At 69.7% G+C, this 25,485-nt stretch carries 21 protein-coding genes; 11 read left to right on the top strand and 10 right to left on the bottom strand.

Features of this window, described 5'->3' with window-relative positions; all coding sequences use genetic code 11:
* Positions 1–328: 328 nt before the first annotated feature.
* On the top strand, positions 329–664 hold the full coding sequence (locus IPN47_17670) for a hypothetical protein (protein MBK9409835.1): 336 nt from the start codon (positions 329–331) through the stop codon (positions 662–664).
* 137 nt (positions 665–801) lie between these two features.
* Here IPN47_17670 and IPN47_17665 read toward each other — a convergent pair whose 3' ends face one another.
* Together IPN47_17665 and IPN47_17660 are read right to left on the bottom strand one after the other, a co-directional pair.
* Positions 802–1,485, bottom strand: coding sequence for a hypothetical protein (locus IPN47_17665; protein MBK9409834.1), 684 nt, complete (start codon positions 1,483–1,485; stop codon positions 802–804).
* A 205-nt stretch (positions 1,486–1,690) separates the two neighbouring features.
* Entirely contained in the window at positions 1,691–3,058 is a 1,368-nt protein-coding gene (locus tag IPN47_17660) for a dipeptidase (protein MBK9409833.1), read from the bottom strand.
* On the opposite strand from IPN47_17660, the gene IPN47_17655 reads away from it, so the two are divergent.
* Both IPN47_17655 and IPN47_17650 read left to right on the top strand, forming a co-directional pair.
* The gene (locus tag IPN47_17655) at positions 3,011–5,284 is read left to right on the top strand and encodes a thioredoxin domain-containing protein (GenBank protein MBK9409832.1); all 2,274 of its coding nucleotides are present in this window, start codon (positions 3,011–3,013) and stop codon (positions 5,282–5,284) included. The genes IPN47_17660 and IPN47_17655 overlap by 48 nt on opposite strands.
* A gap of 235 nt (positions 5,285–5,519) precedes the next feature.
* On the top strand, positions 5,520–7,481 hold the full coding sequence (locus IPN47_17650; protein MBK9409831.1) for an Ig-like domain-containing protein: 1,962 nt from the start codon (positions 5,520–5,522) through the stop codon (positions 7,479–7,481).
* Positions 7,482–7,782: 301 nt separating this feature from the next.
* Here the strand turns inward: IPN47_17650 and nadC are convergent, their stop codons facing one another.
* From nadC to IPN47_17610, 8 genes are all read right to left on the bottom strand, one after another.
* Positions 7,783–8,709, bottom strand: coding sequence for a carboxylating nicotinate-nucleotide diphosphorylase (gene nadC, locus IPN47_17645; GenBank protein ID MBK9409830.1), 927 nt, complete (start codon positions 8,707–8,709; stop codon positions 7,783–7,785).
* Between the two features lie 89 nt (positions 8,710–8,798).
* Positions 8,799–9,824, bottom strand: a complete 1,026-nt coding sequence (gene nadA, locus IPN47_17640) for a quinolinate synthase NadA (GenBank protein MBK9409829.1) — start codon at positions 9,822–9,824, stop codon at positions 8,799–8,801.
* A gap of 99 nt (positions 9,825–9,923) precedes the next feature.
* Complete coding sequence (locus IPN47_17635) at positions 9,924–10,832, bottom strand: CopD family protein (protein ID MBK9409828.1); 909 nt, start codon at positions 10,830–10,832, stop codon at positions 9,924–9,926.
* Positions 10,833–10,838: 6 nt separating this feature from the next.
* Positions 10,839–11,273, bottom strand: a complete 435-nt coding sequence (locus IPN47_17630) for a copper resistance protein CopC (GenBank protein ID MBK9409827.1) — start codon at positions 11,271–11,273, stop codon at positions 10,839–10,841.
* A gap of 59 nt (positions 11,274–11,332) precedes the next feature.
* Positions 11,333–12,565, bottom strand: a complete 1,233-nt coding sequence (locus IPN47_17625; protein MBK9409826.1) for a di-heme enzyme — start codon at positions 12,563–12,565, stop codon at positions 11,333–11,335.
* Between the two features lie 5 nt (positions 12,566–12,570).
* Positions 12,571–13,488 (bottom strand): metallo-mystery pair system four-Cys motif protein, encoded by a 918-nt coding sequence (locus IPN47_17620; protein MBK9409825.1) that lies wholly within the window; start codon positions 13,486–13,488, stop codon positions 12,571–12,573.
* A gap of 258 nt (positions 13,489–13,746) precedes the next feature.
* Positions 13,747–14,220, bottom strand: coding sequence for a hypothetical protein (locus IPN47_17615; GenBank protein MBK9409824.1), 474 nt, complete (start codon positions 14,218–14,220; stop codon positions 13,747–13,749).
* Between the two features lie 128 nt (positions 14,221–14,348).
* Complete coding sequence (locus tag IPN47_17610) at positions 14,349–15,860, bottom strand: L-aspartate oxidase (GenBank protein ID MBK9409823.1); 1,512 nt, start codon at positions 15,858–15,860, stop codon at positions 14,349–14,351.
* 303 nt (positions 15,861–16,163) lie between these two features.
* Here IPN47_17610 and IPN47_17605 point away from each other — a divergent pair, with 303 nt between their 5' ends.
* From IPN47_17605 to IPN47_17570, 8 genes are all read left to right on the top strand, one after another.
* Positions 16,164–17,234, top strand: a complete 1,071-nt coding sequence (locus IPN47_17605; protein ID MBK9409822.1) for a hypothetical protein — start codon at positions 16,164–16,166, stop codon at positions 17,232–17,234.
* Positions 17,235–17,364: 130 nt separating this feature from the next.
* Positions 17,365–18,123 carry a peptidylprolyl isomerase gene (locus IPN47_17600; GenBank protein MBK9409821.1) on the top strand — a complete coding sequence of 253 codons (759 nt, stop codon included), beginning with the start codon at positions 17,365–17,367 and terminating at the stop codon, positions 18,121–18,123.
* Between the two features lie 127 nt (positions 18,124–18,250).
* Positions 18,251–19,474, top strand: coding sequence for a hypothetical protein (locus tag IPN47_17595; GenBank protein ID MBK9409820.1), 1,224 nt, complete (start codon positions 18,251–18,253; stop codon positions 19,472–19,474).
* Positions 19,475–19,587: 113 nt separating this feature from the next.
* Complete coding sequence (locus IPN47_17590; GenBank protein MBK9409819.1) at positions 19,588–20,787, top strand: hypothetical protein; 1,200 nt, start codon at positions 19,588–19,590, stop codon at positions 20,785–20,787.
* 325 nt (positions 20,788–21,112) lie between these two features.
* Entirely contained in the window at positions 21,113–22,183 is a 1,071-nt protein-coding gene (locus tag IPN47_17585; protein MBK9409818.1) for a hypothetical protein, read from the top strand.
* 25 nt (positions 22,184–22,208) lie between these two features.
* Positions 22,209–23,642, top strand: a complete 1,434-nt coding sequence (locus IPN47_17580) for an SET domain-containing protein-lysine N-methyltransferase (protein ID MBK9409817.1) — start codon at positions 22,209–22,211, stop codon at positions 23,640–23,642.
* Between the two features lie 283 nt (positions 23,643–23,925).
* Entirely contained in the window at positions 23,926–24,678 is a 753-nt protein-coding gene (locus IPN47_17575; GenBank protein MBK9409816.1) for a DJ-1/PfpI family protein, read from the top strand.
* 7 nt (positions 24,679–24,685) lie between these two features.
* Positions 24,686–25,453 carry a TetR/AcrR family transcriptional regulator gene (locus IPN47_17570; GenBank protein MBK9409815.1) on the top strand — a complete coding sequence of 256 codons (768 nt, stop codon included), beginning with the start codon at positions 24,686–24,688 and terminating at the stop codon, positions 25,451–25,453.
* Positions 25,454–25,485: the final 32 nt, after the last annotated feature.

Here is a 25,485-nt window from a genome sequence, read left to right as displayed (position 1 = left end):
CTCGCCGCTCCGATACGCGCGGGGCGGACGGGAACGTTGTCTCGGCGGGGCGATCCGACCGCCCCGGCGCCATGAGAGGCCTGCGGAGGCGGACGGGACGAAGCGCGACGGGGCAGGTCGCACGCACCCCCGCGAGGCGCCTGCCGGTGGGATCGGACTCGGCATCATACATTCCGTCGTCCCCTTTCCCAATCCGACCATGACGCGACTGATCCGGATCCTCTTCGCCGTGGCTATCGGCGCCACCCTCACGTTCTCCGCCCGTTCGGCCGCCGCGCAAGACGCGGGCGCCAAGGGCGAGCCCTTCGCCGTCGAGTACTACTACAAGATCAAGTGGGGGCACACCGCCGAGTGGCTCGAGCTATACAAGAAGAACCACTACCCGGTACTGCTGGAGCAGCAGAAGCTCGGGCGCATCGTGAGCATGTCGGCCGCGACGCCGGTGAACCATGCGGGCGAGGCCAACCGCTGGGACTTTCGCTACACGATCGTCTGGAAGGATGCCGCCACCGCCCACGACCGCTTCGACTCGTCGGTGATCACCAAGCGGCTCTACGCCGACCAGGAGCGATTCGCGCGCGAGGAGCAGCGCCGCTTCGAACTGCTGGAGGAACACCTCGACGTCCCCGTGTGGCTGGACGACCTGAAGGGGTGGAAGAAGTAGGCGTTTGTCCGCGAGTCGCACGATCGCAGGCGCACGAGGGGCGGAGGCGCACCGCGCGCCCCCGCCCCTCGTTCCTGCGAGGCCCCAGCGGTGGCTGGAGCGCTCGCGACCTTCGCGTGCGTTGGTCTGGCGCCGTGCTAGAAGCCCAGCGTCAGCCCCACCGTGAACGCCACGTTGTGCGACACACGGCTGTTGAGGTCGAAGGTGGTCGCCTCCTTGAAGTCGAACTTGCCGACGTAGTCCTTCACCGCGCCGCGGATCCCGATCGAGCGGTTGACCTGCAGGTCGATCCCCCCGCCGAAGTTGCCGGCGAAGTTGGTGGCGTTGGTGGTGAGCGGCCCGGTGCGCACCTCGTAGCGAATGGCGCCGGCCCCGACTTCGACGAAGGGGGCGATCCCCGTGCCTAACGAAGACGCGGTCGGGAGGCGGAACTGCAGCCCGCCGTCGTACAGCAACACCTTGCTGTCGGCGATGTTGACCCCACCGATGATCGGCAGCCCCACGCGCACGTTGCTGTCGGTGTAGCCGATGTTCCCCACCAGCGAGACGTTGCGCGTGAGGTCGATCCCCCCGGTCACGCCATACACCGCGGAGTTGGCGTTGGAGATGCGCGTCCCGATCGGGCCATCGATGTAGTCGCCAAACGTCATGTAGCCGACGTACGGCGTGAGGCGCGCGACGCTCGGGCGCTGCGCATGGGCGCGCGACGGCACGAGGACGAGAGCGGCGAGGGCGAGCAGGGCGAGCGACGCGTAGGCAAGGCGCGACGACGCGACAGGTGCAACCGCCACGGGGCGGGAACGGACAACGGTGCGGGTCATGGTGGCTCCTGGTGAGGTACGGAGTCCATGGTATGCACAGCCGGTGCCGAATCCGGGCCGGACGATAACGTGCGGCGCATCAGCCACTTACGATGGAACCCGCGCCACCGCCCCGCCCCCGCTGTCCCACGCTGAGGACGCCCGGGCGTCCTCGGCGAACACGACGGGGATCACAGCAACACGAGCCGCTCCCCACCCCCCGCGCTCAGGCCTTGCCCAACTCCTCCCACAGGAAGGCCGCCGCCCGGATCCCACCCGTGAAGTTGGCGTCGCTCAACCACTCGTTAGGGGCGTGGGCGTTCTCCCCCGGAAGCCCGAACCCCATGAGCAACACCGGGGCGCCGAGCACGCGCGCGAAGTCGTGTACCACCGGAATCGACCCGCCTTCGCCCACGATGACCGGCGCACGGTCGAACGCCCGCTCCAGCGCCCTGGCCCCCGCGTCGAAGAGCGGTCCGGCCAGTTCGCCGCGCCACGGCCTGCCGCCGTGCAGCGCACGCACCGTCACCGTCACCCCCGCCGGCTGCACCGCGGCGATGTGCGCCTTGAGCAGCCGTTCGACCGTGTCGGGATCCTGGTCGGGCACCAGGCGACAGCTCACCTTGGCCATCGCCTTGGCCGGCAGCACCGTCTTGGCCCCTTCGCCAGTGTAGCCGCTCAGCAATCCGTTCACCTCGCAGGTCGGGCGCGTCCAGATGCGCTCGAGGACGGAATACCCGGCTTCACCGCCTAACGCCGATGCGCCGGTCTCGTGGCGAAAGGCTTCCTCGTCGAACGGGAGCGTGCGAATCTGCGCGCGGACCGACTCTTCCCACGCCCGCACCGCATCGTAGAAGCCGGGGATGGCCACCCGCCCCGTCGCGTCGTGCAACGTGGCCAGGATGCGCGCCAGCGCCATCGCCGGGTTCACCACCGCCCCGCCGTAGCTCCCCGAGTGCAGGTCGCTACTCGGCCCATCCACATCGATCTGGAAGTACGCCAGCCCGCGCAGCGACGACAGAATGGACGGGAGCCCGGGGGCGAACATCGCCGAGTCGGAGATGACGACTCCGTCGCACGCGAGGCGCTCGGCGTGCGCCTCGACGAACGGCGCCAAATGCTCGCTCCCGACCTCCTCCTCGCCCTCCGCGAGCACGATCACGTTGACCGGGAGCGCGCCGTGCACCGCCAGGTACGCCTCGATCGCCTTGATGTGCAGGTAGAGCTGCCCTTTGTCGTCCACCGAGCCGCGCGCGAAGATCTTCCCGTCGCGAATCGTCGGCTCGAACGGGGGCGAATCCCACAGGTCGAGCGGCTCGGCGGGCTGCACGTCGTAGTGGCCGTAGATCAGGATGGTCTTCGCACCGGCGCCGGCGCCGCGCCACTCGCCGAGCACGACCGGGTGCCCGTCGGTGGGATGGATGCTCGCGTCGAGCCCGGCGCGCTGCATCTGGTCGCGCAGCCAGTTCGCCGCCGTGGCGACGTCGGCGTTGTGTTCGGAGCGGGCGCTCACGCTGGGGATGCGGAGGAACTCGAAGAGCTCGGAATGGAAACGGGCGTCGTTGGAGTCGAGGTAGGCCAACAGATCGCTCATGGGACTCCAGGCGGGAGACGGGAGACGGGAGACGGGAGTTCGACGGTGCGCGGGGAAGCTGCCGTGCGCGAAGTTGGGGCACAACCGGTGTGCGGCGTATGCTTAGCAGGCGTATCACGACGCCGAGGCGCCCGAGGGTCCTTCCTCCCGTCTCCCGTCTCCCGTCCTCGTCCCGTTCGTCCAGTGCCCAACCGCCTCCAGCACGAGTCCTCCCCCTACCTCCGCCAGCACGCCTCCAACCCGGTCGACTGGTTCCCCTGGGGAGCCGAGGCGCTGGCGCGAGCGGCTGCCGAGGACAAACCGATCCTGCTCTCCATTGGCTACGCGGCCTGTCACTGGTGCCACGTGATGGAACACGAGTCGTTTGCCGACGAGGCGACGGCGGCGCTCATGAACGAGCACTTCGTCTGCATCAAGGTCGATCGCGAGGAGCGGCCGGACCTGGACAGCATCTACATGCAGGCGGTGCAGGCGATGACCGGTCACGGCGGATGGCCTATGACGGTCTTCCTCACACCGGCCGGCGAGCCGTTCTACGGTGGGACGTACTTCCCCCCGGTCGAGCGCCACGGGATGCCGTCGTTCAAGCGCCTGCTGCTCTCGATCAGCGACGCGTATCGGAACAAACGCGACTCGGTGGCCAGCACGACGAGCCAGCTGCGCGAGCTGTTCGAGGGGGGGAACCGGCTGGGCGGCGCCTCGGGCGAGCTGGCGCGTCCCATCCTCGACCGCGCCGCGCGCGCGCTGGCCAGCAGCTTCGACGCCGAGCACGGCGGATTTGGCGATGCGCCCAAGTTCCCCCCGTCGATGTCGCTCGACTTCCTCCTGCGACACTGGGCGCGCACCGGGACCGAGCAGTCGCTGGACATCGCGCGGCGCACCTTCAGCGCCATGTCACGCGGGGGGCTCCACGACCAGGTGGGGGGCGGGATCCATCGCTACAGCGTGGACGAGCGGTGGCTGGTGCCGCACTTCGAGAAGATGCTGTACGACAACGCCCTGTTCGCTCGCCTGGGGCTTCACCTTTGGCAGGCGACGGGGGAACCCGAGGTCCGGCGCACCACGCGACAGCTCTTCACCTGGCTCACGCGCGAGATGACCTCGCCCGAGGGGGGCTTCTACTCATCGCTCGACGCCGACAGCGAGGGGCACGAGGGGACGTTCTACCTGTGGAGTGACGACCAGGTGGAGTCGCTCCTGCGAGGCGACGCCGAGATCGTGCGCGAGTACTGGGGGGTACGGCGCGGCGGAAACTTCGAGGGGCGCACGATCCTGCACGTCGCCGTCGCCCCGTCGGTCGTGGCGCGACGCCACGGGCTCTCGCTGCACGAGCTCGACCGGGTCGTCGAGCGCGCGCGCACCACGTTGTACGCCGAACGGTCGCGCCGTCCCTGGCCGTCGCTCGACGACAAGGTGATCGCCGCCTGGAACGGGTTGATGCTGCGCGCCGTCGCCGACGGCGCGCGTATCCTCGGAGATGCGGAACTCCGGGCGCTCGCCCTGCGCAACGGGGCGTTTCTGCGCGAGCACATGGTGCGGGACGGACGCGTCGCGCGATCGTGGCGCAGCGGCGAGGCGAAGCCGTTCGGCTTCCTCGAGGACCACGCGGCGGTCGCGCTGGGCTTCCTGGACCTTTACGCACTCACCTTCGACGCGTCCTGGCTGGGAGACGCGATGGCGATCGCCGACGTGGCGATCGCGCGCTTCTTCGACCCGGCGAGCGGCCGCTTCTACGACACGGCCAACGACCATGAGGCGCTGATCACCCGGCCTCGCGACGTGACCGACAACGCGACGCCGAGCGGAAACTCGCTGATGGCCGATCTCCTGATGCGGCTCTCGGTCATGACGGGCGAGGGGCGCGGGGAGGCGCTCGCGCTCGCGGCCTGTCGCTCGGTATCGAGCGCGCTCGAGCGGCATCCTTCGGCCTTCGGGCACCTGTTGGGGGTGGCCGACATGGCGTTGTATGGAGCCACAGAGGTGGTGCTCGTGGGCGACGAGGAGTCGGCCTCGTTCCGTTCGCTTCGCGAGGTGGTGGCGGGACAGTACCTCCCTTCGCTGGTCCTCGCCGGCGGCGTCCCCACGCCTGAGAGCCCCTTCCCGCTGCTGCACGCGCGGAGCGCGCCTGCGGGGGGAGCGACGGCCTATGTGTGCCAACGTGCCCGCTGCGACGTCCCGACGAGCGACCCCGCGGTGCTCACCGCCCAGCTCGAGGCGATCCGGTAACCGGCAGAGCTTTCCGGGTCTGGCACCGCGCTTGCTCCAATGCGGTATCCCGTCCGGCAACCTGCTCGTCCGTAAGGGGGTAGCAGATTGCCACACCTCGGCGATGGTCGAGGGGGGCGGTCCAGCTATACTCACCCGAGGTCGGGGGCGGAGGCGCGATTCGGTGTCGCTCAAGGGCGCCGATCGACTTCCACCCCAAGATTCCACCTCCGGGATCATCACTCCGTCCGATCGAATGCACACCTCCGACTTCGACCGATCCCTGCGTGCCCGCACGCGCCGTTCGCGCCTCCTCTCCGCGGCGCTCCTGGCCGTCGCCGGGTTGGGCGCTGCGGGCTGCACCGAGAGCATCCCGCCGATCGCCCTGGCCTCGCTCCGCATCCTCCCGCAGGTCGACTCGTTCTATACGGGGCAGACGACGTCCGCCAATCCGTTCGCCATCACGCTCTTCGACCTCAACGGCACGGAGATCAAGGACGGGCGCAAGATCACCTACACCTCCTCGGCGCCGACCGTCTTCACGGTCGACCCCACCACGGGGGTCGTGGCGGGGAAGACGATCGGGCTCGGGCTCTTCCGCGCGACATCCGACGGTCGATTCATCGAGGCAACGGTGAAGATCATCGCCCCGGTCGACCGGGTGCAGCTCAACACGGGCGACTTCACGCTCAACACCGGCAACCAGCGCCAGATCACCCCGACGCTGGTGGCGGCCGACGGCTCGTCCATCAGCGGTCGGACCGTGACCTACTCGGCGTCCAACCCGAGCATCGCCTCGGTGAGCACGACGGGGCTGGTGACCGCGGTGACCGAAGGGACGTCGACGATCACGGCGTCGGTCGAGGGAAAGTCGGCCGCCGTGGTGGTGACGGTGGCGCGTGAAGCGGTCGCCGGGGTGACACTGAATCCCCCCGTCGCGCAGATCATGCGCGTCGGCGGTCAGCTGCAAATCACGGCGACGCCGCGCAACGCGACAGGCGGTGTGCTTACCGGCCGCAGCGTCACCTGGTTCACCAACAACCCCACGGTCGCTTCGGTGAGCCAGCAGGGGGTCGTCACCGCCCTCGCGGTCGGCTCGGCGACGATCACCGCCGAGATCGAACTGCGCACGGCGTCGCTCACCGTCAACGTGTCGGAGGTGCCGGCCAAGACGGTCACCATCGATCCGGATAACTTCGCGCTCGGGACTGGGCTCACCCGCCAGCTCACGCTCACCGTCATCGACTCGGCGGGGAAGGTCGTGTCGTCGCTGGCGAATCGGCAGGTCGTGTGGCTGTCGAGCAGCTCGATCGTTGCCACGGTCAACAACACGGGCGTGGTCACGGGGACGGGGGCTGGGACGGCGCGCATCAGCGTGACGGTCGATGGCGTGAAGTCCAACGACGCCGTGGCCAACGTGTCGCCGCAGGTGTCGTCGGTACGACTGACGCCGTCCAATCCGCAGCTGCTCCGCGTGGGCACGTCGGTGCAGGTCAGCGCGCAGGCGCTGGACAACCAGAACCAGCCGATCCCCGGCAAGACGGCCAACTGGTTCACGAACAACCCGACCGTCGCCAGCGTCTCGGCGAGCGGGTTGATCACGGGCGTCGGGGTGGGGACGACGACGATCACCGCCGACATCGACGGACGCTCGTCGCCCGCGTTGCAGGTGACGGTCACGCTGGTCCCGGTCCTCTCGGTGACCTTCACTCCCACCACCGATACGCTGGTCGTGGGCGACACGCCCAAGCAGTACAACCCGGCGATGCGCGACTCGACCGGCGCGGTGATCCCCTCGATGACCGGTCGCGTCGTCGGCATCCTGAACGACAACTCGCCAATTGCATCGGTGGCCACGGTGGCGACGGGGATCGTGGTCTCGGCCGTGACCGCCGGGACGGCGAACATCAACCTCACGCTCGACCAGGTGACGAGCAACACGCTCAAGGTCGTGGCGGCGCAGGTAGCGACGGTGACGGTGTCGCCCAATCCGATCACGGTCTCGGTCGGACAGAACGTGCAGCTCACGTGGGTGCTGAAGGACGGCAGCGGCAACATCCTGCGGGCCACGCGCCCGCCGACCTTCGTGTCGTTCCAATCCTCCGTGGCGACGGTCTCGTCGTCGGGGATGGTGACGGGGTTGGTCGCCGGCACGACGACGATCTCCGTCTCCTTCGGCAGCGGAACGACCAACGTTCCGGTCACGGTGAACCCCTGATCGGCACGACCGACCCGGTTCCACGCCTACCGAGGTGACGAAGCGCCCCGAGATCCACGCGATCTCGGGGCGCTTCGCATGACGGCCCCATGTCGTGTCGCGGCGTTCGCCTAACGGGGCGCGCACCTCCATGTCACTACAAGTCGGCGCAGCTCTGCAGGATCGTCCGGCAGTTGAGGCAGATGACCTTGCAGCGCAGCTCCTGCAGCTTCTCGGAGCCGCAGACCGGGCAGCATTCGGCGCCCGGGATGGGGCGGGGCTCGTCAGGCATGGCGCGGGACTGGGATGGGGCGCGAACGCTCTACTCGAAGTCGAGCGCGAGGTCCATCGACGGCGCCGAGTGCGTGAGTGCGCCCACGGAGATGTGATCGACCCCCGTCTGCGCGATGCCACGCACGGTATCCAGGTTCACGCCGCCAGATGCCTCGACGACGGCACGGGCATCGACAAGCGTGACGCACGCCGCCATCTCGTCGTTCGACATGTTGTCCAGCAGGATGATGTCGGCGCGCGCCTCGAGGGCGGCCTTCACCTGGGCGATCGTCTCGCACTCCACTTCGACGGTGGCCGATGCCGAGACCAGGTCGCGCGCGCGGCGGATGGCGACGCCCACGTCTCCCTCGACTGCCACGAGGTGGTTGTCCTTGATGAGGACCGCCGACGAGAGGTCGAGGCGATGGTTCACCCCGCCACCACAGCGCACGGCGTACTTCTCGAGCGCACGCCACCCCGGCGTCGTCTTGCGCGTGTCGAGGATGCGGGCACGCGTCCCCTTCACCGCGTCCACATAGCGCGCCGTGAGCGTCGCCACGCCCGACAGGCGCTGCAGGAAGTTGAGCGCCACCCGCTCGGCAGACAACAAGCCGCGTGCATGCCCCGAGAGGAAGAGGATCGAGTCGCCGCGCGCCACCCGCGTCCCGTCCTCGGCATCGACGCGTATCGACACCTTGTCATCGAGCTGATGGAACGCCTCGATCGCGAGCGCGAGCCCGGCGACCACGCCGGCTTCGCGCGCCACCAGTCGGGCGCGCGCGCGCCGGTCGCTGAGGACCGTGGCAATGGTGGTGACGTCGTTGAAGGCGCCGTCTTCCTCGAGGGCGCTGCGCACCAGGGCCGCGACCTGCGTCTCGTGCAGCGGGAAGCGCAGCAACGTCCGCCGATCGATGCTTGGCGTATCCAGCGGCGTGACACGGCGCGGCGGCGTCACGGGGTCTTCGTGCATCGACATCGCGTTCTCCCCCGGTGCAGGTTCCTGGTCCTCCCGATGGCACCCCGATGGCCGCGGCATCAAACGGCGGCCCCGCTCCTCCGTTCCGGCTACTCGCCCAGTATCCCGGGCGGCGCCTGATGCGCGGCCTGGCTTCCGCCGATGCTCACCATCCGCTCCAGCGCCAGCCGCGCGCGCGCCGCCACATCGTCCGGAACGGTGATCTCGTGCTGCATCCGTTCGAGCGCAAGCAGCAGCTTGGGGAGCGTCGTCATCTTCATGTACTGGCACTCCGCGCGATCGCTCGCCGCGAAGAACGTCTTGTCGGGATTGGCCCGGCGCAACCGGTGAAGGATCCCCGTCTCCGTGGCGACGATGAACGACGTCGCGTGGGAGATCCCCGGACGCCGGATCATCCCCTCGGTCGACAGGACCTGGACTCCCTCGTTAGGAATCGCCCCGGCCGACATCGCTTCGAGCACGTTCGTGGAGCAGCCACATTCCGGATGCACCAGCACCTCGGCCCCTGGATGCTCAGCCCGCTGGCGGGCCAGCGACTGCGGAGTGATCCCGGCGTGCACGTGGCATTCCCCCATCCACACGTGGATGTTGTCGCGCCCGGTCACGCGACGCACATGGGCGCCGAGGAACATGTCCGGGAGGAAGAGGATCTCCTGGTCGGCCGGGATCGCGTTGATCACGTCCACCGCGTTGCCCGACGTGCAGCAGTAGTCGGTCTCGGCCTTCACCGCCGCCGTGGTGTTCACGTAGCTGACGACGACGGCGTTGGGGTGCTCCCGCTTCCATGCGATGAGTTCGGCGGCCGTGATCGTATCGGCGAGCGAGCAGCCGGCGCCGAGATCGGGGAGGAGGACCGTCTTGCCGGGCGAGAGGATCTTGGCCGTCTCGGCCATGAAGTGCACGCCACAGAAGACGATCACCTCGGCATCGGTACGCGCCGCTTCGCGGCTGAGCCCGAGCGAATCGCCGACGTAGTCGGCGATGTCCTGCACCTCGGGGCGCTCGTAGTTGTGGGCGAGGATCACGGCGCGCTTCTCGCTTGCCAGGGCGCGGATGCGCGCAGCGAGATCGCGGGCGGATTCGGTCGTGGACTGAGGAGGCGACGCGGGAGTCATGGGCGGCAATCTAGTCGCCCAGCGGTGCCGATGACCACGGAGCCGCGGGCCGTCGCGAGAACCGAGCCCGTCGTGCGACGCGGCCCCCCGCGCCGAGCGCTACCCCTCGGCCGGCAGGGGGGTGGCGACGAGAACGGCCGTGATCGCGACCAGGACGACGGCGAGGGTGAGTTCGATGGCCACCGACCGGCGGAGCGACGGCAACCCGGCAGCGGTCGTGAGCCGCGGCGTGACAACTTTCCAGTTGTAGGCTCCGGTTGCGGCCACGCCGGCGAGGACCACGAGTTTCCGGACGAGCATCATGCCGTAGTCGGTGGCCCACAGCGCCTGCAGCGACTCGAGATGCAGCCACGACGCGAAGACACCGCTCGCGGCGAGGGCCGCCGCACTGGCGAGGGCGATGGGAGAGAAGCGCGCCAGCACGCGCAGCATGGTGCCGTCGGGGGCGCGTCGTGCGAGGGGGAGGGCGACCCACGCCACGACGGCGAGCGTCCCGAGCCACGCGCCGGCGGCAACGACGTGCACCGTGTCGAGGACCACTGCGACGGTGGCGAGGCGCGGCGCCCCGATCGCGTGCCCCGAGAGCGCCGGCGACGCGGCCAGCGCGAGCAGCCCGGCGCCTAACGTGAACGGCGCCACGCCGCCCGACGACCGCTCGCGCAGCGCCGAGGCGAGGACGAGCGGAACGGCCACGGCCTGGACGAGCCACCCCGTGCCCCATGTCGTCTTCGTGATGACCAACCCGACCGCCGACCGCCACAGCTCTGGGGCATCGGCAAACGCCGCCGCCTGCTGCACGAGACGCCAGGCGACGACGACAGACAGGAGCACACCCGCCAGGCGCAACACGCGTTTCGCTCCCACGCGCGCCTCCGCCTGAAGCGCCTCCCCATCGAACGCGGGGGCGAGGCGGTACGCGAAGAGCGTCCCGCCCACGACCCCCATGATCCCGGCGAAGAGCAGCGCGCGAACGACCGCCTGCGCCGTCTCGCCGACGAGGAGCGCCATCACCCGCTAGTTGCCCGCGGACTTGACCGTGAAGGTGAAGTCGCCCTTGATCGGGTGACCGTCCTTCGACGACGTCTTCCACGAGACCGTGTACGTTCCCGCGGCGAGCGCCTGCTTCACGTCAGCCTCGACAGGGTCCTTGGCCCCAGCCCCGCGTCGCGGCGCGGAGAGCGTGATGGCGTTGTCGGCCGCGTCCGAGAGCTTGATCGCGGTCACGGCCATCTCGGGCGGGAGGGAGAAGAAGAGTCGGATCACGGTGGGCGATGCGTCGAGCACCGCCCCCTTGGACGGTTCGGACTTCTCGAGTCGCAGATGGAACGGGGCGTTGCTCGACGCCACGCCCGGGGCCAGCGCGGCCGCGTTCGCAGATGGAATGGCGCCGCGGATCGGGAGCGACACCGCCAGCAGGCCGGCGAGCGAAAGGCCGAGCGTCGTGGCCATGCGCGATACAGTACGAAAGGTCGGAATCATTGGATGAGGGGGTGAGGCGTTGAAGACTATCACCTGTCACGAGACGGTGCGCCACTCGGCGCCGCATGGGCCGCGCCTGGGGCCGCCGGACGGGCGAAGGGATTCGCCAATCGTGGATCGGCGAGGAAGGACGAATCGGTGAGCGAGTGGAGGAAGGCGAGGAGGTCGGCGCGCTCGCGCGGCGTGAGCGTGAACCCCTTCACGAAGCCGCTCTTGTACGGATTGCGACGCCCGACGCCGGCGTTCGGCCCGGCATGCACGGTGCGACCACCGGCTGCGTAGTGCGCGATCACCTCCGCCAGCGTGCGGACCGATCCATCGTGCATGTAGGGAGCGGTCACCGCGATATTGCGCAGCGTCGGTGCCTTGAACTTCCCCATGTCGGCGGGGTCGCCGCTGTGTTCCTTGAGCCCGGGGTTATCCGCCGGATAGGCGCCGGTCCCCCGGAGGTTGTACAGGCCGGTGTTGTGGAACTCGACCTCGACGAACCCCTTCCCGACGAAGTCCACGGTGTTGGTGAAGTTGAATCCGCCGTGGCAGTGAAAGCACTCCAGCGTCTCGCCAAAGAAGGCCTGCGCGCCACGCCGGGCGGCGGGTGACAGCGCGGACGTGTCGCCGCGCTCGAAGCGATCGTACGGCGAGTTGCCGGAGATGAGCGTGCGCTCGAAGGCGGCGAGGGCACGCGTGATGTTCACCAGCGAGATCGGCGCCGCATCGCTCGGGAACGACTCGGCGAACAGGCGTGGGTAGTCGGCGTCGCCACGCAGGCGGGCGAGCAGCTCGTCGTCCTTCCCGGCCAGGCCGAGTTCCACCGGCGACTCGCCGAACATGGGGACGAGCGCCTGCTGTTCGAGGCGCTTCATGTTCGGATTGGCCCACGTGAGCGCCGGGGAGTACGCCACGTTGGCCAACGACATGCTGCCACGCGGATGCACCTCGCCGGTGGAGCCGACGCCGCGTGGCAGGGCATCGGCAAAGGCGCGCGCCTGCTGGTGACAGGAGGCGCAGCTGAAGGTCTGGTTCCCCGAGAGGCGCACGTCGTAGAACAGGCGCCGCCCGAGCTCGACCTTCCCCTCCGACATCGGGTTGTCGGCGGGGACGCGCGGACGCGGAAAGCCAGGAGGGAGCCGCCACTCGTAGTCGGCCACCGCGGTCGACGCCGCGCGTGGCCGAGCGATCGACGGTCGCGCACTGGCGACGGCGACGCCCGACCCCACGAGCGCGACGATCGCCGCCAGCCGCAACGTGTGCGCGCGTGACACGGGACTCACCGGGCGGCAGCCGGAGCGTTGCCCGCCGCCCCACCGCCGCGTGCCACGGAGAAGGCCCACTGTCCCCCACCCTTGGTGGTGCCGAAGGGGAGCCCCAGCGCCGCGAAGACCGGGGCGCAGTCCGAGTCGGCCTGCCCCGACATGCACCCCATCGCCGTTTTCGGCTGATTCACCGAGACGTTCGCCGTCCGCAGCATCGCGGCCAGGTCGAGGTTAACGACATCGCGCGACAGGTCAAACGATGCGAAGGCGATCTCGGGACGGTTCCCCCACGCGCACTTGGTGGGAATCGTCGACGGCGTCCCGGTGGGGAGGCACTCCGTGCTGCCGAGGTGCAGGACCCACGATTGCGTCGGCCCGGACTTCATGTCGATGCGCATGAACTTGTACCCGGAGTTCCACGCCCAGAACAAACGCGACAGGGAGAGCGGCGACGGCTGCTGCGTGAGGTCGCGGTGGTTGAGGTCGAACGGAACGCCAACCGTGAAGCGCACGCCGGTGTAGCTCCCGGCCGGCGCGCTGCCGACCACCACGTCGCGCAACTCGGCGTTGCCGTTGGAGCAGGGACCGCTCCCATCCTCGAAGTCGAGCAGTGCCACGCCATTCGACTGCCAGAGTCCGTCCGAGTCGAGTTGGACGGCGACCTCGCGCCCGCTGGCGTCGACGAGGCGCACGTCGTGCACGTAGAAGCGGAAATCGGTGACGGAGATCGTCCCCTTGGTGGTGCCGATCCCCGAGTACGACTGGCCGCAGGCAAACGGCTGGTTGTCGACCGTCGCTCGAAAGCGCAGGGCGACCGGTTGGGAGGCACTCGACTGCGCGTGCGCGGCGCCGACCGGCGCCGCGAGGAGTGCGACAAGTGAGAGCGCGCGCACGGCCCGCAGGCGCGCGACGCGAAGGGATGCAGGAGTCATGTCGTCCAGGAGTGCGTGACGTGAAGGCGCCCGACCGCCACGAATGGGGCGAGCGCACAGGGGCGAGCGGCGTGATTCCGAGTCCAATCATCGGAAGCGGGCGCCTCGCAACGACTCTCTCCCGCCACCACGCGGGGGATGACCCTCCGTCGCCGGCAACGAGCGCCGTCGTCCCCGGCTGGGGACGCGGCACCATCGCGGGTGCGCGACGTGCGGGCGTTCGCCACGCCAGGGCAGGGCCCGGGCGCGGGATCGTCGTTAGGCTGCCCGCACGCCCGCGGGGGGCGGGATGGCGAAGGGGAGGCGGTGCGGCGCCAGGGAGCGCGGTGCCCGCTCCGCCGGCACGACCGCGGCCGATGCCGCCTGCACCACCGACACGTCAAGCGTGAGGAGTGGTGGCGCGACGGCGACCACCGCCCCGCCGAGGCACTGGGCCAGGCAGTCGCACGGCGACGGAGTCTTCGGCGCCTCGGCGTCGTCCCCGCTAGGCGCCGCCGTGTGGTGGAGATGCGCCCCCGCCGTGCTCGCCGGCGTCGCGGCCGTCACCTGCGCGTGCGCCGCCGCGCTCATCGCCGCGTGCGGCACCCCGCTCATCTCCGCGTGCGCCGCCCCGCCCTCGCCGCCACCGTGCATGGGGCAGGCACCAAGCATCACCGATTCGGCCATGAAGATGCCGAACCAGAGCGCGAGTGCCGCCGCGCCGAGCCGGCGCACGCACGAGGGGCGAATCATGCGGCGAACCTACCGATACGCGCCCGGCGCGTCAAACCGCCGGGCGCGTCAATCGCGCGACGCGTCAAGCCACGCGCGCGGCAATCGCGCGACGCGTCAATCCACGCGCGCGACCATCGCACGGCGACTCACCACTCGATGTGCTTGCCGCGCCACTCCCCCTTGGCCTTCGGGTAATCGCTGCGATAGTGCCCGCCGCGCGACTCGCGCCGCGCCAGCGCCGCCGCCGCGACCAGGCGCGCCGTCTCGCACATGTTGCGCTCCTCGGTCATCCCCTCGTCGAGACGCGCGTGGATGTCGTTGAGGGCGTTGAGGCACTTGCGCAGCCCGCGCGCGTTGCGGTCGATGGCTGCGTGGTCCCACATCAACTGGCGAATGCTGTCGGCCGCCACCTGCGCGGCCCCGCGATCGAAGAGCGGCGGGACGTCCCACTGCCCCGCCTTGCGCGGAACGGCGGTGCGCGGCGCCGAGTGCATGTCGCGCGCCACACGTTCGGCAAAGACGAGCCCTTCCAGCAGCGAGTTGGAGGCGAGGCGATTGGCCCCGTGCACCCCCGTGCACGCCACCTCGCCGCAGGCATACAGGTGCGGGAGCGACGAGCGCCCGGCGAGGTCGGTGACGATCCCTCCCATCATGTAGTGCGCCGCCGGGGTGACCGGGATGAGGTCGCGACGCGGATCGATCCCGCGGTGCTGGCAGAGCGAGAAGATCCCCGGAAAACGCTGCACGAAGCCGGGGCCGATCTTGCGCGCGTCAAGGAAGACCTCGCCGGTGCGCTGCCGTTCGCGAAAGATCTCGCGCGCCACCACGTCTCGCGGGGCCAGCTCCGCGAGCTTGTGGCGACCGAGCATGAAGCGTTCGCCATCGGCATTGCACAACGTCGCCCCCTCGCCCCGCACCGCCTCGGAGATGAGGGCGAGCGGGTTTTCCGGGGTGTCGAGCGCCGTGGGGTGGAACTGCACGAACTCCATGTCCGCCAGCCGCACCCCCGCGCGGTGCGCAATGGCGAAGCCGTCACCGGTGGCGACGACCGGGTTGGTCGTGTACCGGTAGATCTGCCCGCACCCGCCCGAGGCGAAGACGGTCGCGTCGGCGCGAATCTCCACCGCCTGCCCCATCACGCTGGCCCGCACGCCCGCACAGCGCCCCTTCTCGACGATGAGTTCCAGCACGCGGGCGTGCTCCAGGACGCTCGCGCTCTTGGTGGCCCGCACGCGCTCGATGAGCGTACGCGCCACCTCGGCCCCCGTGCGATCACCGTGCGCGTGCACGATGCGCCGGCGCGAGTGCGCGGCCTCGCGCCCGAGCTTGAGCTTGCCGTCGGTGCCGAGGTCGAAGGCCGCCCCCGCCAGTTGCAACTCGCGCACGCGCGCCGGCCCTTCCTCCACCAGCACCTCGACCGCCTCGCGATCGCAGAGCGCGGCACCGGCGGCGAGTGTGTCCTGCCGGTGCAGCTCCGGTGAGTCGCCGGCGCCCAGCGCCGCCGCAATCCCGCCCTGGGCGTACGAGGTCGCGCTGTCGTGCAACGTGCGCTTCGTGAGCACGAGGACCTCGCCGTTGGCCGCAGCCCGCCACGCCGTGTGCAACCCGGCGACACCGCTGCCGATGACGAGGAACCGCGTGCGAAGGAGGGACGGCATGATGAGGACCAGAACGTGAAAGGAGTGGAGCAGTCGACGCGAGACACCTCACCGGTGCGTCGCCGCGAGGCACGGGTCCCCCCCCGACGCGCCGTGCGATGCCCCGCCGAGACCTGGTGCACGGTGGCACCACGCCATCGAGCGCGGTGCCACTGCGCCCCGAATCACATCGCGCCGAGTCACGGCACGACGCGGGTGGTCGCCGGTTGCCCCCGCTCGCCAGCGCGCGAGATTACGGGAGTGCCGGCCGCGCCGGGACGCATGCACGATACCTCCCTCCCCCGCCATTTCACCATGCCCGCCTTGTCCGCTTCGTCCGCGCCATCGGTCCAGCGCCTGACGAGTCGCCTCCTCCTCGGTGTCGCCGTCACCCTCGCCGCCCGTGAGGCCCCGGCGCAATGGACCCCGCTGCACAGTGGGACGACGGCGTCGCTACGCGGCTTGAGCGTCGTGGACTCACGCACCGTGTGGGCGAGCGGGAGCAAGGGGACGGTCGTGCACTCGACCGACGGCGGGGCGACCTGGTCGCTCGACACCATCCCCGGCGCGGCGGCCTTCGACCTGCGCTCGGTGCATGCGCGCAGCCCACGCGTGGCGCACGTCGCCGCCACCGCCGGGCGCATCTGGCGCACCACGGACGGCGGCCGCACCTGGTCGCTGCGCTACCAAGCGAGCGACACGACGGTCTTCCTCGACGCGATCGACTTCTGGGACGACCAGCACGGGATGGCGTTAGGCGACCCCATCGGCGGGCGCTTCTTCCTCCTCGTCACCAACGACGGCGGCGAGACGTGGCGCGAGCCGCCCCTCGAACAGCGCCCCGTCGCGGCACCGGGCGAAGCGGCCTTTGCCGCCAGCGGGAGTTCGCTGCTCCTGCAGGGCGGGGGCGACGAGATGGTCGCGTGGATCGGAACCGGCGGCGCCGTGGCGCGCCTGCACCGCAGCATCAACCGCGGCCGCGAGTGGATCGCGTACGACACGCCGATCCGCTCGGGGGAATCGTCGGCGGGGATCTTCTCGGTCGCCGAGATCCCGGGACAGGGGCTCATGGTGGTCGGTGGGCACTATGCGCAGGACGACTCCACGCGTGCCAACGCGGCGGCCACGCTCAACGGCACCCAGTGGCGCCTGATCACCCCCAATCCGCCTGCCGGCTATCGCTCGGGTGTCGCTTTCTTTCTCTCCAGCCGCGGCTCACCCGTCGGGATCGCGGTGGGGCCAAAGGGGAGCGACATCTCGCGCAACGGCGGGATGCAGTGGACCCCCTTCGACGGCGTCGGATATCACGCGGTGCGCGCCGCCCGCGATGGTATCTTCTTCGCCTCGGGGAGCGGCGGGCGCATCGCGCGGTTCGACGCACGGGCGCTACGCTGACCCCAACGCCGGGCGAGAGAGCGCGCTCCTCGACACCATTTCGCCCGACCAACCGTTGTTCGTCACAGCCGTTCACCTCTCCCCGACTTCGCGGGGACTTCGACTCCATCTGCTCGTGCCAGGTCTCGTCATGCTGCGTTCTGTCCGTCGCACCGCCCTGCTCCTCGCCTCCGCCTCGCTCCTGACCACCGCCTGCGGCACCGACGGCAAGCCGGCGCCCAAGGGAGCCTCCGATGTCGGGCTCCCCCCCGCCTCGTCCGCCGAGGCGCCGCCTTCGTTCCGCGTGCGCTTCGAGACCAGCAAGGGGGCCTTTGTCCTCGAGGCACATCGCGCCTGGGCGCCCAAGGGGGTCGATCGGCTGTACTCGCTCGTGCAGAGCGGCTTCTTCGACAACACGCGCTTCTTCCGCGCCGTCACCGGCTTCATGGTGCAGTTCGGCGTGCACGGCGACCCAGCGGTCAACGCCGCCTGGGAGAACCTCGCCATCCCCGACGACTCCGTCGCGCAGAGCAACACGCGCGGTCGCATGTCGTTCGCCATGGGCGGCCCGGGGACGCGCACGACGCAGGTCTTCATCAACCTCGTCGACAACCGCATGCTCGACGACATGGACTTCGCGCCGGTGGGCGAAGTGATCGAGGGGATGGCGGTGGTCGACTCGCTCTATGCCGGCTACGGCGACGGCCCGCCGGCGGGCTTCGGCCCCGACCAGATGCGCCTCATGCGGCAGGGGAACACGTACCTGGAGAAGGAGTTCCCCAAGCTCGACTTCATCCGCACCGCGCGCCTCGTGGAGTCGGCGCCCACGGCGACCGATAGCGCGGCCAAGGACAGCGCGACGTCGAAGGACAGCGCCACCGCCCCGGCCGCCGCGAACGAGAAACGTTAGGCTCGGCCCCACCCGTCCCGAACGACGAGAAGGCCGCGTGCCGTGCGTGAGCCGCAAACCGGCACGCGGCCGCGTTGCGCACTGTGTTACGCAGTCTGTCGCGCGACGCGTTGCCCTCGTCGGGGCCGTGGCCTCCTTCGTGGCCCCGTGCACGCTCACCGCGCAGCATCCCCCCACGCACCACGCCGGGACGTCGCACGCCGATAGCGCGCGCCGGTGGAGTGCCGGCGCCATGGCCATCGCCCTCGGCACGCGCGCCCAACCCGCCGCGTTCGGTCGGACCGCCACCGAGGGTTACCTCACGCAGCCCATGCTGTTCGGCAATGTGCAGCTGGCGGGTGGACGGCTGCAGGCGGTGGGGACGCTCAACCTCGAAGGGTGGACGCTCGGTCGCGGCGAGCTCAACCCGGGCGGCTACGGCGAGGGTTTCATCGACCGCCGACACCCGCACACCTACCTGCACGAGGTGATGCTCGGGGGGATGGCGACGCGCGGCCCCATGGCCACGTCGCTCTTCGCCGGCAAGGGATTCGTCCCCTTCGGGAGCGACGACCCGATGGTGCGCCCCTTCGTGAAGTACCCGGTCAACCACCACATCGCGCAGGTGATGGAGCGCGTGCTCGTCGTCGGCACGCTGCGCCTGGCGCCCGTCGCCCTCGAGGTCGCACGCTTCAACGGCGACGAGCCCGAAGGGCCCTCCGACTGGCCGAACGCCGGACGCGCGATGGACTCGTGGGCCGCGCGCCTCACCGCCCTCACCCCGCTCGGCGTCGAGCTCTCGGCGAGCGCCGCACACGTGCAGTCGCCGGAGTTCGCCACCGGTGAGGGGCTCGACCAGCGCAAGGAAGCCGCCTCGTTGCGTCTCGTGCGCCCCACAGGCACGCTGCGGTATGCGATGGCCGAGTGGGGGCGCACGCGCGAGGGCAATGCGCGAAAGGCCGACATCTTTTCGTTTTCGTCGTGGCTGGCCGAGGGGATGGTGGCGCTCGAGGGGGTCGAACTGTCGGCCCGCGTCGAACGCACCGAACGCCCCGAGGAGGATCGCCTCGACGACCCGTATCGCTCGGTGCGCCCGCTGCTCGACTTCAACATCCTCGGCCGCACGCGCTGGCACATCGTGACGGTGAACGTCGGCGCCCCCCCGGTGCGATGGGGGCGGCTGCAGCTGACGCCGTTTGCCGAAGGAGCCTGGCTGCGCCCGCGCGCCACGACGCACCCCACGGCGCTCGATCCCGAGGTTTTCTACGACGCCTCGCAACTCTGGATGTGGTCCGCTGGTATACGACTGCACGCCGGCGTGATGCGCCCACGCTTTGGTCGCTACGGTGCTGCCCAGCTGGGACGCGGCTGAGGTCATTGTCGCGTCCCACCCGTCTCCCGTCTTCTGCCCCGCGCTTCATGCCCCCTCGCTCGTCAGGCACCCGTGTTCGCCACGCCTCCGTCGCGGCCGCCGTCGTCCTCGCCATGGCCTGCGGAGGGGATGATGGCCCCGCCACCCCCGTCACCCCCGTCCCCCCGGTCCCCGACCCGGTCACGCCGACCACGATCACGGTGAGCGGGCGCGGCGCGCTCACCAATCGCTACACCGCCGAAGTGTGGGTCCATGGCGACTACGCGTACACGAGCACGTGGGGATCACGCGGCAATCCCGCGGTGACGGGAAACGCGATCTTCATCTGGGACGTGAAGGGGGCGCCGACGCTCGTCGACTCGGTCATCGTCCCGCCGGTGCAGGGTGGCGGCTCGGTGCGCACCACCGGCGATGTGCAGGTGAGCGACGACGGCAAGCTGCTCGTCTTTCCCACCGAGCTGGCCCCGGGATCGGTGGAGATCTACGACCTGACCACTCCCACCAAGCCACGTGCGCTCGCCCGGTTCACCTCGCCGAACATCCAGCGCGGCGTGCACACCACCGAGTTGCAGCGCATCAACGGGAAGCTGTACGCCTTCCTCTCGGTGAACAGCGCCTCGGCGCATCCGTCGCGATTGATGATCGTCGACCTCAGCGACCCGGCCAACCCGCGCGAAGTGATGTATCGCGACATGGGGAATCCGTTCATCCATGACGTCTACGTGCGCGACGGGCTCCTGTTCACCGCGCTCTGGAACGACGGCGTCGTGATCTGGGACATCGGCGGAGGGGGCAAGGGCGGGACGCTGCAGAACCCGACCGAGGTCGGGCGCCTGGTCACGAAGAACGGGGAGGTGCACAACATCTGGTGGTTCCACGACCCGGCGACCAACAGCAAGCGTTACGCCTTCATCGGGCAGGAAGGGGCGGCGACGCTCTTCTCGTCGTCCTCAGGCGATATCCACGTGATCGACATCTCCGACCTGTCGCAGCCGAAAGAGGTGGCGTTCTTCAACGTCCCGGGCGCCGGCACGCACAACTTCTCGGTCGATGAGGCGCGCGGCATCCTCTACGCGGCGTACTACAACGGCGGGGTGCAAGCGCTCGACGTCAGCGGGAACATCGGGACGTGCACCCTCCTGCAGAAGGCGGCTGACGGGCGGTGTGACATGCGGCTCGCGGGGCGCCTCAAGGCGACCGGGGCGCTCGATGCGGGGGCAGCGTTCGTGTGGGGAGTGCACTTCACCGGGACGGCGCTCTTCGCGTCGGACATGCTCAACGGGCTCGTGAAGCTCGCACCGCTGACGCGATAGCCCGTCGTTGGTCGCGTGCGCAGAGCGCACGGCGCACGCAACGCGACGGGGTGCGCGCGGCCGCTGCAACGCACACGCCGGCATTCGAGTGAAATTCACGCTCGACGAAACGCGTTTCATGCGCGATACTGTCGCCCGTCAACTCCGGGCCCCTCGTTTCCTGCGCCGCGCCATCCGGAAGACGAAGTCGGCGCGTGCTGCTCTGAGCCCCCGTGCGCCATTGAGGCGATCACCATCGGGATTCCGTAAGCGACGTGCGAATGCGCGCGGCGCGATCGCCAACGACCGTGTTGGCGATCGCGCTTCTGCCCCGCTCCTCGTCTGGGTGCTCGTCCCGCAGGTCGAAAGCGACGACCCCACGATCCAGTACTACTACGACTTCAGCACCGGCGAGGCGGAGTTCGATCGCGCCTTCGCGGCGCTCGACCTCGAGTATCGCTGGCAGCCGGTGACGATGGCGTCCTTTCGCGACGTCATCGACCGCATCCCCGCCGAGTCGCGCGACCGTCGTCCGGTCGTCTTCAACCTGTGTGACGGCGATGAGATCAACGGCTGTCCCGGGCTCTCGGTCGTGCGCTACCTCGACCAGAGCGGACTCCCCTACACCGGGGCGGACGAGCACTTCTACGACATCACCACGTCGAAGATCACGATGAAGTCGGCCTTCGAGGCCGCCTGCGTCCCCACGTCGCCGTGGGAAGTGATCCCCGCCACCGCCAAGCGCGTCCCGGGCATCTTCTCGCGCATCCCCGCCCCGATCATCCTCAAGCCGGCCGTCTCCGCGGGCTCGATGGGGATCGGCTGCAAGAACGTCGTCTCCACCCCGCGTGAACTCAACGAGCAGCTGGCCACGCTCCGTGAAGGGGTGCATGGCTGGTCGCTGGCCGAGGGCGGGCTCTTCGTCGAGCGTTTTGTCGACGGCCCCGAGTTCACCACCTTCATCGTGGGCAATGCGCGCGCCTACGACCAGGCGATCGTCTATCCGGCGGTGGAGCGCGTCTTCAACCGCAACCTCCCGCCCACCGAGCGCTTCCTCTCGTTCGATCGGTTGTGGGAGTTCTACGAGCGCGAAGCGCCCGTGGGAGCGGGCGAGGATCTCTGGCAGTACGCGCCGGCCCCCGCCGAGCTGCGCGAGCGCCTCCACGACGTGAGCTGGGCCGCGTACGAGGCCGTCGGCGGCACCGGCTACGGTCGCGTGGACCTGCGCATGGACGCACGCACCGGCGACCTCCTCGTGCTCGAGGTCAACGCGCAGTGCGGGCTGTCGGAGGACGAGAACATCACCTCCATCGGCGCCGTCATCCGCTTTGCGGGGACGACGTACGCGGCCGTGGTGCAGGCGATCCTGCACGAGGCACTGCGTCACGCAGAGGCACAGGTCCGGCTCGCCTCGTGAGCATGCGACGCATGCGGAGCCGGGCGTGAAGATCTGCGTCCTGCAGCCCGACTACTCCCGGTCGGACATCGACTACGGGAACTACGACCCGTCGCGCAACCTCACGGCGATCCTCGCGCCGCACGAGGTGCACCACGTCGCGATCAACAAGCTGACCACCTTCCGGCAGCTGCGCGACCTCTCGAAGCAGGGCTTCGACCTGTACGTGAATCTCATCGAGGGCTACCTCGACTGGGACATCCCGTCGATCGACGTCGTCCACTCGCTCGACCGGCTGGGGCTCCCCTACACCGGGCCCAACGCGGAGCTGTACGATCCGCCGAAGGTCCTGATGAAGTACATCGCCCACATCTCCGGGGTGAAGACGTCGCCGCACGTGGTGGTGACGAGCCTCGACCAGGTGGAGCAGGTGGCCCGCACGCTCACCTTCCCGCTCTTCGTCAAGCCGGCGCACGCCGGCGACTCGCTGGGCATCGATGCCCGGTCGCGCGTATGGACCGTCGACGAGCTGCGCGCCAAGGTCGCGGAGACCCTTCCCGACTATCCCGAACTCCTGGTCGAGCAGTACATCGACGGGCGCGAGCTCACCTGCCTGGTCATCTCCGATCCCGAGGCGCACGGGCAGGTGCGCGCCTTCCGCCCGGTGGAATGGGTCTTCGACAGCGAGCCCCGCTTCAAGACGTACGCCCACAAGACGTCGGAGCTGCACCCCGACGCCAACGTCCCTGTCACCGACGAGGGGCTCGTCCGACAGCTGCAACAAGCGGCCATCGACGTCTTCAACGGCTTCAACGCGGTGGGCTACGCGCGCATGGACTTTCGCCTCGACGGGAACGGCGACCTGTACTTCCTCGAGGTGAACTTCTCCTGCTCGATCTTCTACGCCGACGGCTACGAGGGGTCCGCCGACTACATCCTCAAGCACGACGGGATCGGGCAGGCCGGCTTCGCCAAGCTGATGGTCGCCGAAGGGATTGCTCGGCACCGGCGGCGCGTGCGCCCGTTCCGCATCGAGGGGAGCCCCATCGCCGGCTACGGCATCCACGCCACGCGTCCCATCACGAAGGGGGAGATCGTCTTCCACGGCGAGGAGCGGGCGCAGCGCATCGTGACCCGGGGGCACGTGGAGCGCACGTGGAGCGCATCGGAGTTGGAGAGCTTTCGCCACTACGCCTATCCCGTCTCGGAGGAGGTCTTCGTCCTCTGGGACTCCAACCCGTCGGAGTGGGCACCACAGAACCACTCGTGCGACCCCAACACCGAGTTCTTCGGCCTCGACGTGGTGGCGCGCCGCGACATTGCGCCTGGCGACGAACTCACGCTCGACTTCGCCACGCTGCTCGGCGAGACCAGTGCGTCGTTCCAGTGCAACTGCGGTTCGCCGGTGTGTCGCGGGACGGTAAGCGGGACCCCGGGGAACTCGGTGACGCTGCGGGAACGGAGACGGCGCGGCGACTAGCGCCGGCCGACGCGCGCCCCTGCACCGCAGGGATACGCCCGGTCGCCCGGCTGGCGAAATGGGGAGGGAGGTGCTTATTTGTGAATCTCCACTAGCTTTTTTCCTCCCCCCCCCCGTTTCCAGGAGAAGGGACGAGATGGATCGTCGAGACTTCAGTCGCCAGCTGGCCGTCGCCGCCGCCTCGCTCGCCGCGCTGCCCCTCGTGCCCGACGCGCTCTCGGCCGCGACGCCGGCGTCGCCCGAGGCCTCGCTCGTGCCGCAGCAGGGCGACGCCATGGCCTCGATGCAGCGCTTCATCGACGACCTGGCGCAGGGTGATGCCAAGGTTCGCGAGCAGATCGTCCCCACCAAGTGGCGCCGCATCGCCCTGGTCGCCTATCCCGGGATGTTCCCGCTCGACCTGCTCGGCCCCAAGTCGATCTTCGAGGACCTGCTCAACACGCACGTGCACATCGTCGGCAAGACCAAGGCGCCGATCGCCACCGGGCGCAACGCGCAGCTCCTCCCCGACGTCACCTTCGCCGACTGCCCCGAGAACCTGGACGTCATCTTCGTCCCCGGTGGCGGGCTCGGGACGATGGCGATGATGCGCGACCAGGAGCTGCACGCCTTCCTGCGCAAGCAGGCCGAAACGGCCCGCTTCATCACCAGCGTTTGCACCGGATCGTTGGTCCTGGGCTCGGCCGGGCTGCTGCGCGGCTACAAGGCCACCACCCACTGGGTCACGCACGACATCCTCGCCCAGCTCGGCGCCACGCCCGTGAAGTCACGCGTGGTCGAGGATCGCAATCGCATCACGGGTGCCGGTGTGACGGCGGGACTCGACCTCGCCTTCGTCATCACGTCGCGCCTGACGGGCGAGACGTACGCCAAGGCCGAGATGCTCAATGTGGAGTACGATCCCAACCCGCCGTTCCGCGCCGGGACGCCGAAGGAAGCGGGGAAGGTCGTGACCGGTGCGTTGTCGCGCATGTACGAACCGCTGGTGGGCGGGATGCGCGCCGCGGCGACCGATGCGTCGAAGCGCTTTGGCTAAAGCGCTGGTGGCAGCACCGCCCGAGACGGCGTCGTTTCACGCCTGGGTCGCCGAACAGCAGCGCGACGCCGGACCGCGCCGCAAGGGCGAGCGCACGCGCGATCGCATTCGGCTGGCGACCGTCGCGCTGCTCAACGAGGTCGGCTACCGCCATCTCAAGGTGGCCGACATCTGCGATCGCGCGGGGGTCACCGCCCCCGTGCTCTATCGCTACTTCGATGGCAAGCAGGCGCTCACCATGGACGTACTGGGCGAGTTTCTCGACCGGTTCATGGCGGCGCCGCGCGATGGCGGGACGCTGACGCCGTACCAGACGATCTTCGCGGCGAACCGCCGCTGGGTCACCATGGCGCGGGCCAACGCCGGGTTGATGCGCTGCCTCCTCGAGGCCTCGGAGGATGAGCCGGCGTTCAAGGCACTCTTCGCCCGCGAGAGCGACCGATGGAACCGGCGCATCGTCGACTCGATCGTGCGGCGATTCCCGAGTGCCGAGGGTGAGCGCGCCGACATCGAGCTCACGATCGTCGCGCTGGGTGGGATGGTCGACGAACTCACGCGCCGGCTGTTCGCGGCACGCGCGGCCGACGTCACGCGCCTCGTGGAGGAGGTCGCCAGCGACGACGACGCACTCGCACACTTCATCTCGGTCCTCTGGTATCGCGCGCTGTATGGCGCCGAACCGCCGGCCGGCGAAGGACCGGGGGTCGCGTCCACGCTGGTGCGCGCGGCCGCCGGGCGCCCCTCGCCCGCACCCAGGAAGGGGGGGCGGAAGTAGGAACCGGGCGCACACGTGGAGGGCGGGCGTTC

It is taken from the genome of Gemmatimonadota bacterium (assembly GCA_016719105.1).
Classification (GTDB): Bacteria; Gemmatimonadota; Gemmatimonadetes; order Gemmatimonadales; family Gemmatimonadaceae; genus SCN-70-22.
Note: the sequence above shows the minus strand (reverse complement) of the source record. Positions and strands in the feature narration are given on the sequence as shown.

Coding starts and splice junctions, on each gene's coding strand:
- IPN47_17635 (MBK9409828.1), bottom strand. CDS start 10,832: ATGGCGCTCCTCGTCGGCGAGACGGCGCAGGCGGTCGTTCGCGCGCTG.
- IPN47_17590 (MBK9409819.1), top strand. CDS start 19,588: ATGGCCTGCGGAGGGGATGATGGCCCCGCCACCCCCGTCACCCCCGTC.
- IPN47_17665 (MBK9409834.1), bottom strand. CDS start 1,485: ATGACCCGCACCGTTGTCCGTTCCCGCCCCGTGGCGGTTGCACCTGTC.
- IPN47_17600 (MBK9409821.1), top strand. CDS start 17,365: ATGCTGCGTTCTGTCCGTCGCACCGCCCTGCTCCTCGCCTCCGCCTCG.
- IPN47_17610 (MBK9409823.1), bottom strand. CDS start 15,860: ATGCCGTCCCTCCTTCGCACGCGGTTCCTCGTCATCGGCAGCGGTGTC.
- IPN47_17655 (MBK9409832.1), top strand. CDS start 3,011: ATGGAAACGGGCGTCGTTGGAGTCGAGGTAGGCCAACAGATCGCTCAT.
- IPN47_17650 (MBK9409831.1), top strand. CDS start 5,520: ATGCACACCTCCGACTTCGACCGATCCCTGCGTGCCCGCACGCGCCGT.
- IPN47_17630 (MBK9409827.1), bottom strand. CDS start 11,273: ATGGCCACGACGCTCGGCCTTTCGCTCGCCGGCCTGCTGGCGGTGTCG.
- nadA (MBK9409829.1), bottom strand. CDS start 9,824: ATGACTCCCGCGTCGCCTCCTCAGTCCACGACCGAATCCGCCCGCGAT.
- IPN47_17615 (MBK9409824.1), bottom strand. CDS start 14,220: ATGATTCGCCCCTCGTGCGTGCGCCGGCTCGGCGCGGCGGCACTCGCG.
- IPN47_17620 (MBK9409825.1), bottom strand. CDS start 13,488: ATGACTCCTGCATCCCTTCGCGTCGCGCGCCTGCGGGCCGTGCGCGCG.
- nadC (MBK9409830.1), bottom strand. CDS start 8,709: ATGTCGATGCACGAAGACCCCGTGACGCCGCCGCGCCGTGTCACGCCG.
- IPN47_17660 (MBK9409833.1), bottom strand. CDS start 3,058: ATGAGCGATCTGTTGGCCTACCTCGACTCCAACGACGCCCGTTTCCAT.
- IPN47_17575 (MBK9409816.1), top strand. CDS start 23,926: ATGCAGCGCTTCATCGACGACCTGGCGCAGGGTGATGCCAAGGTTCGC.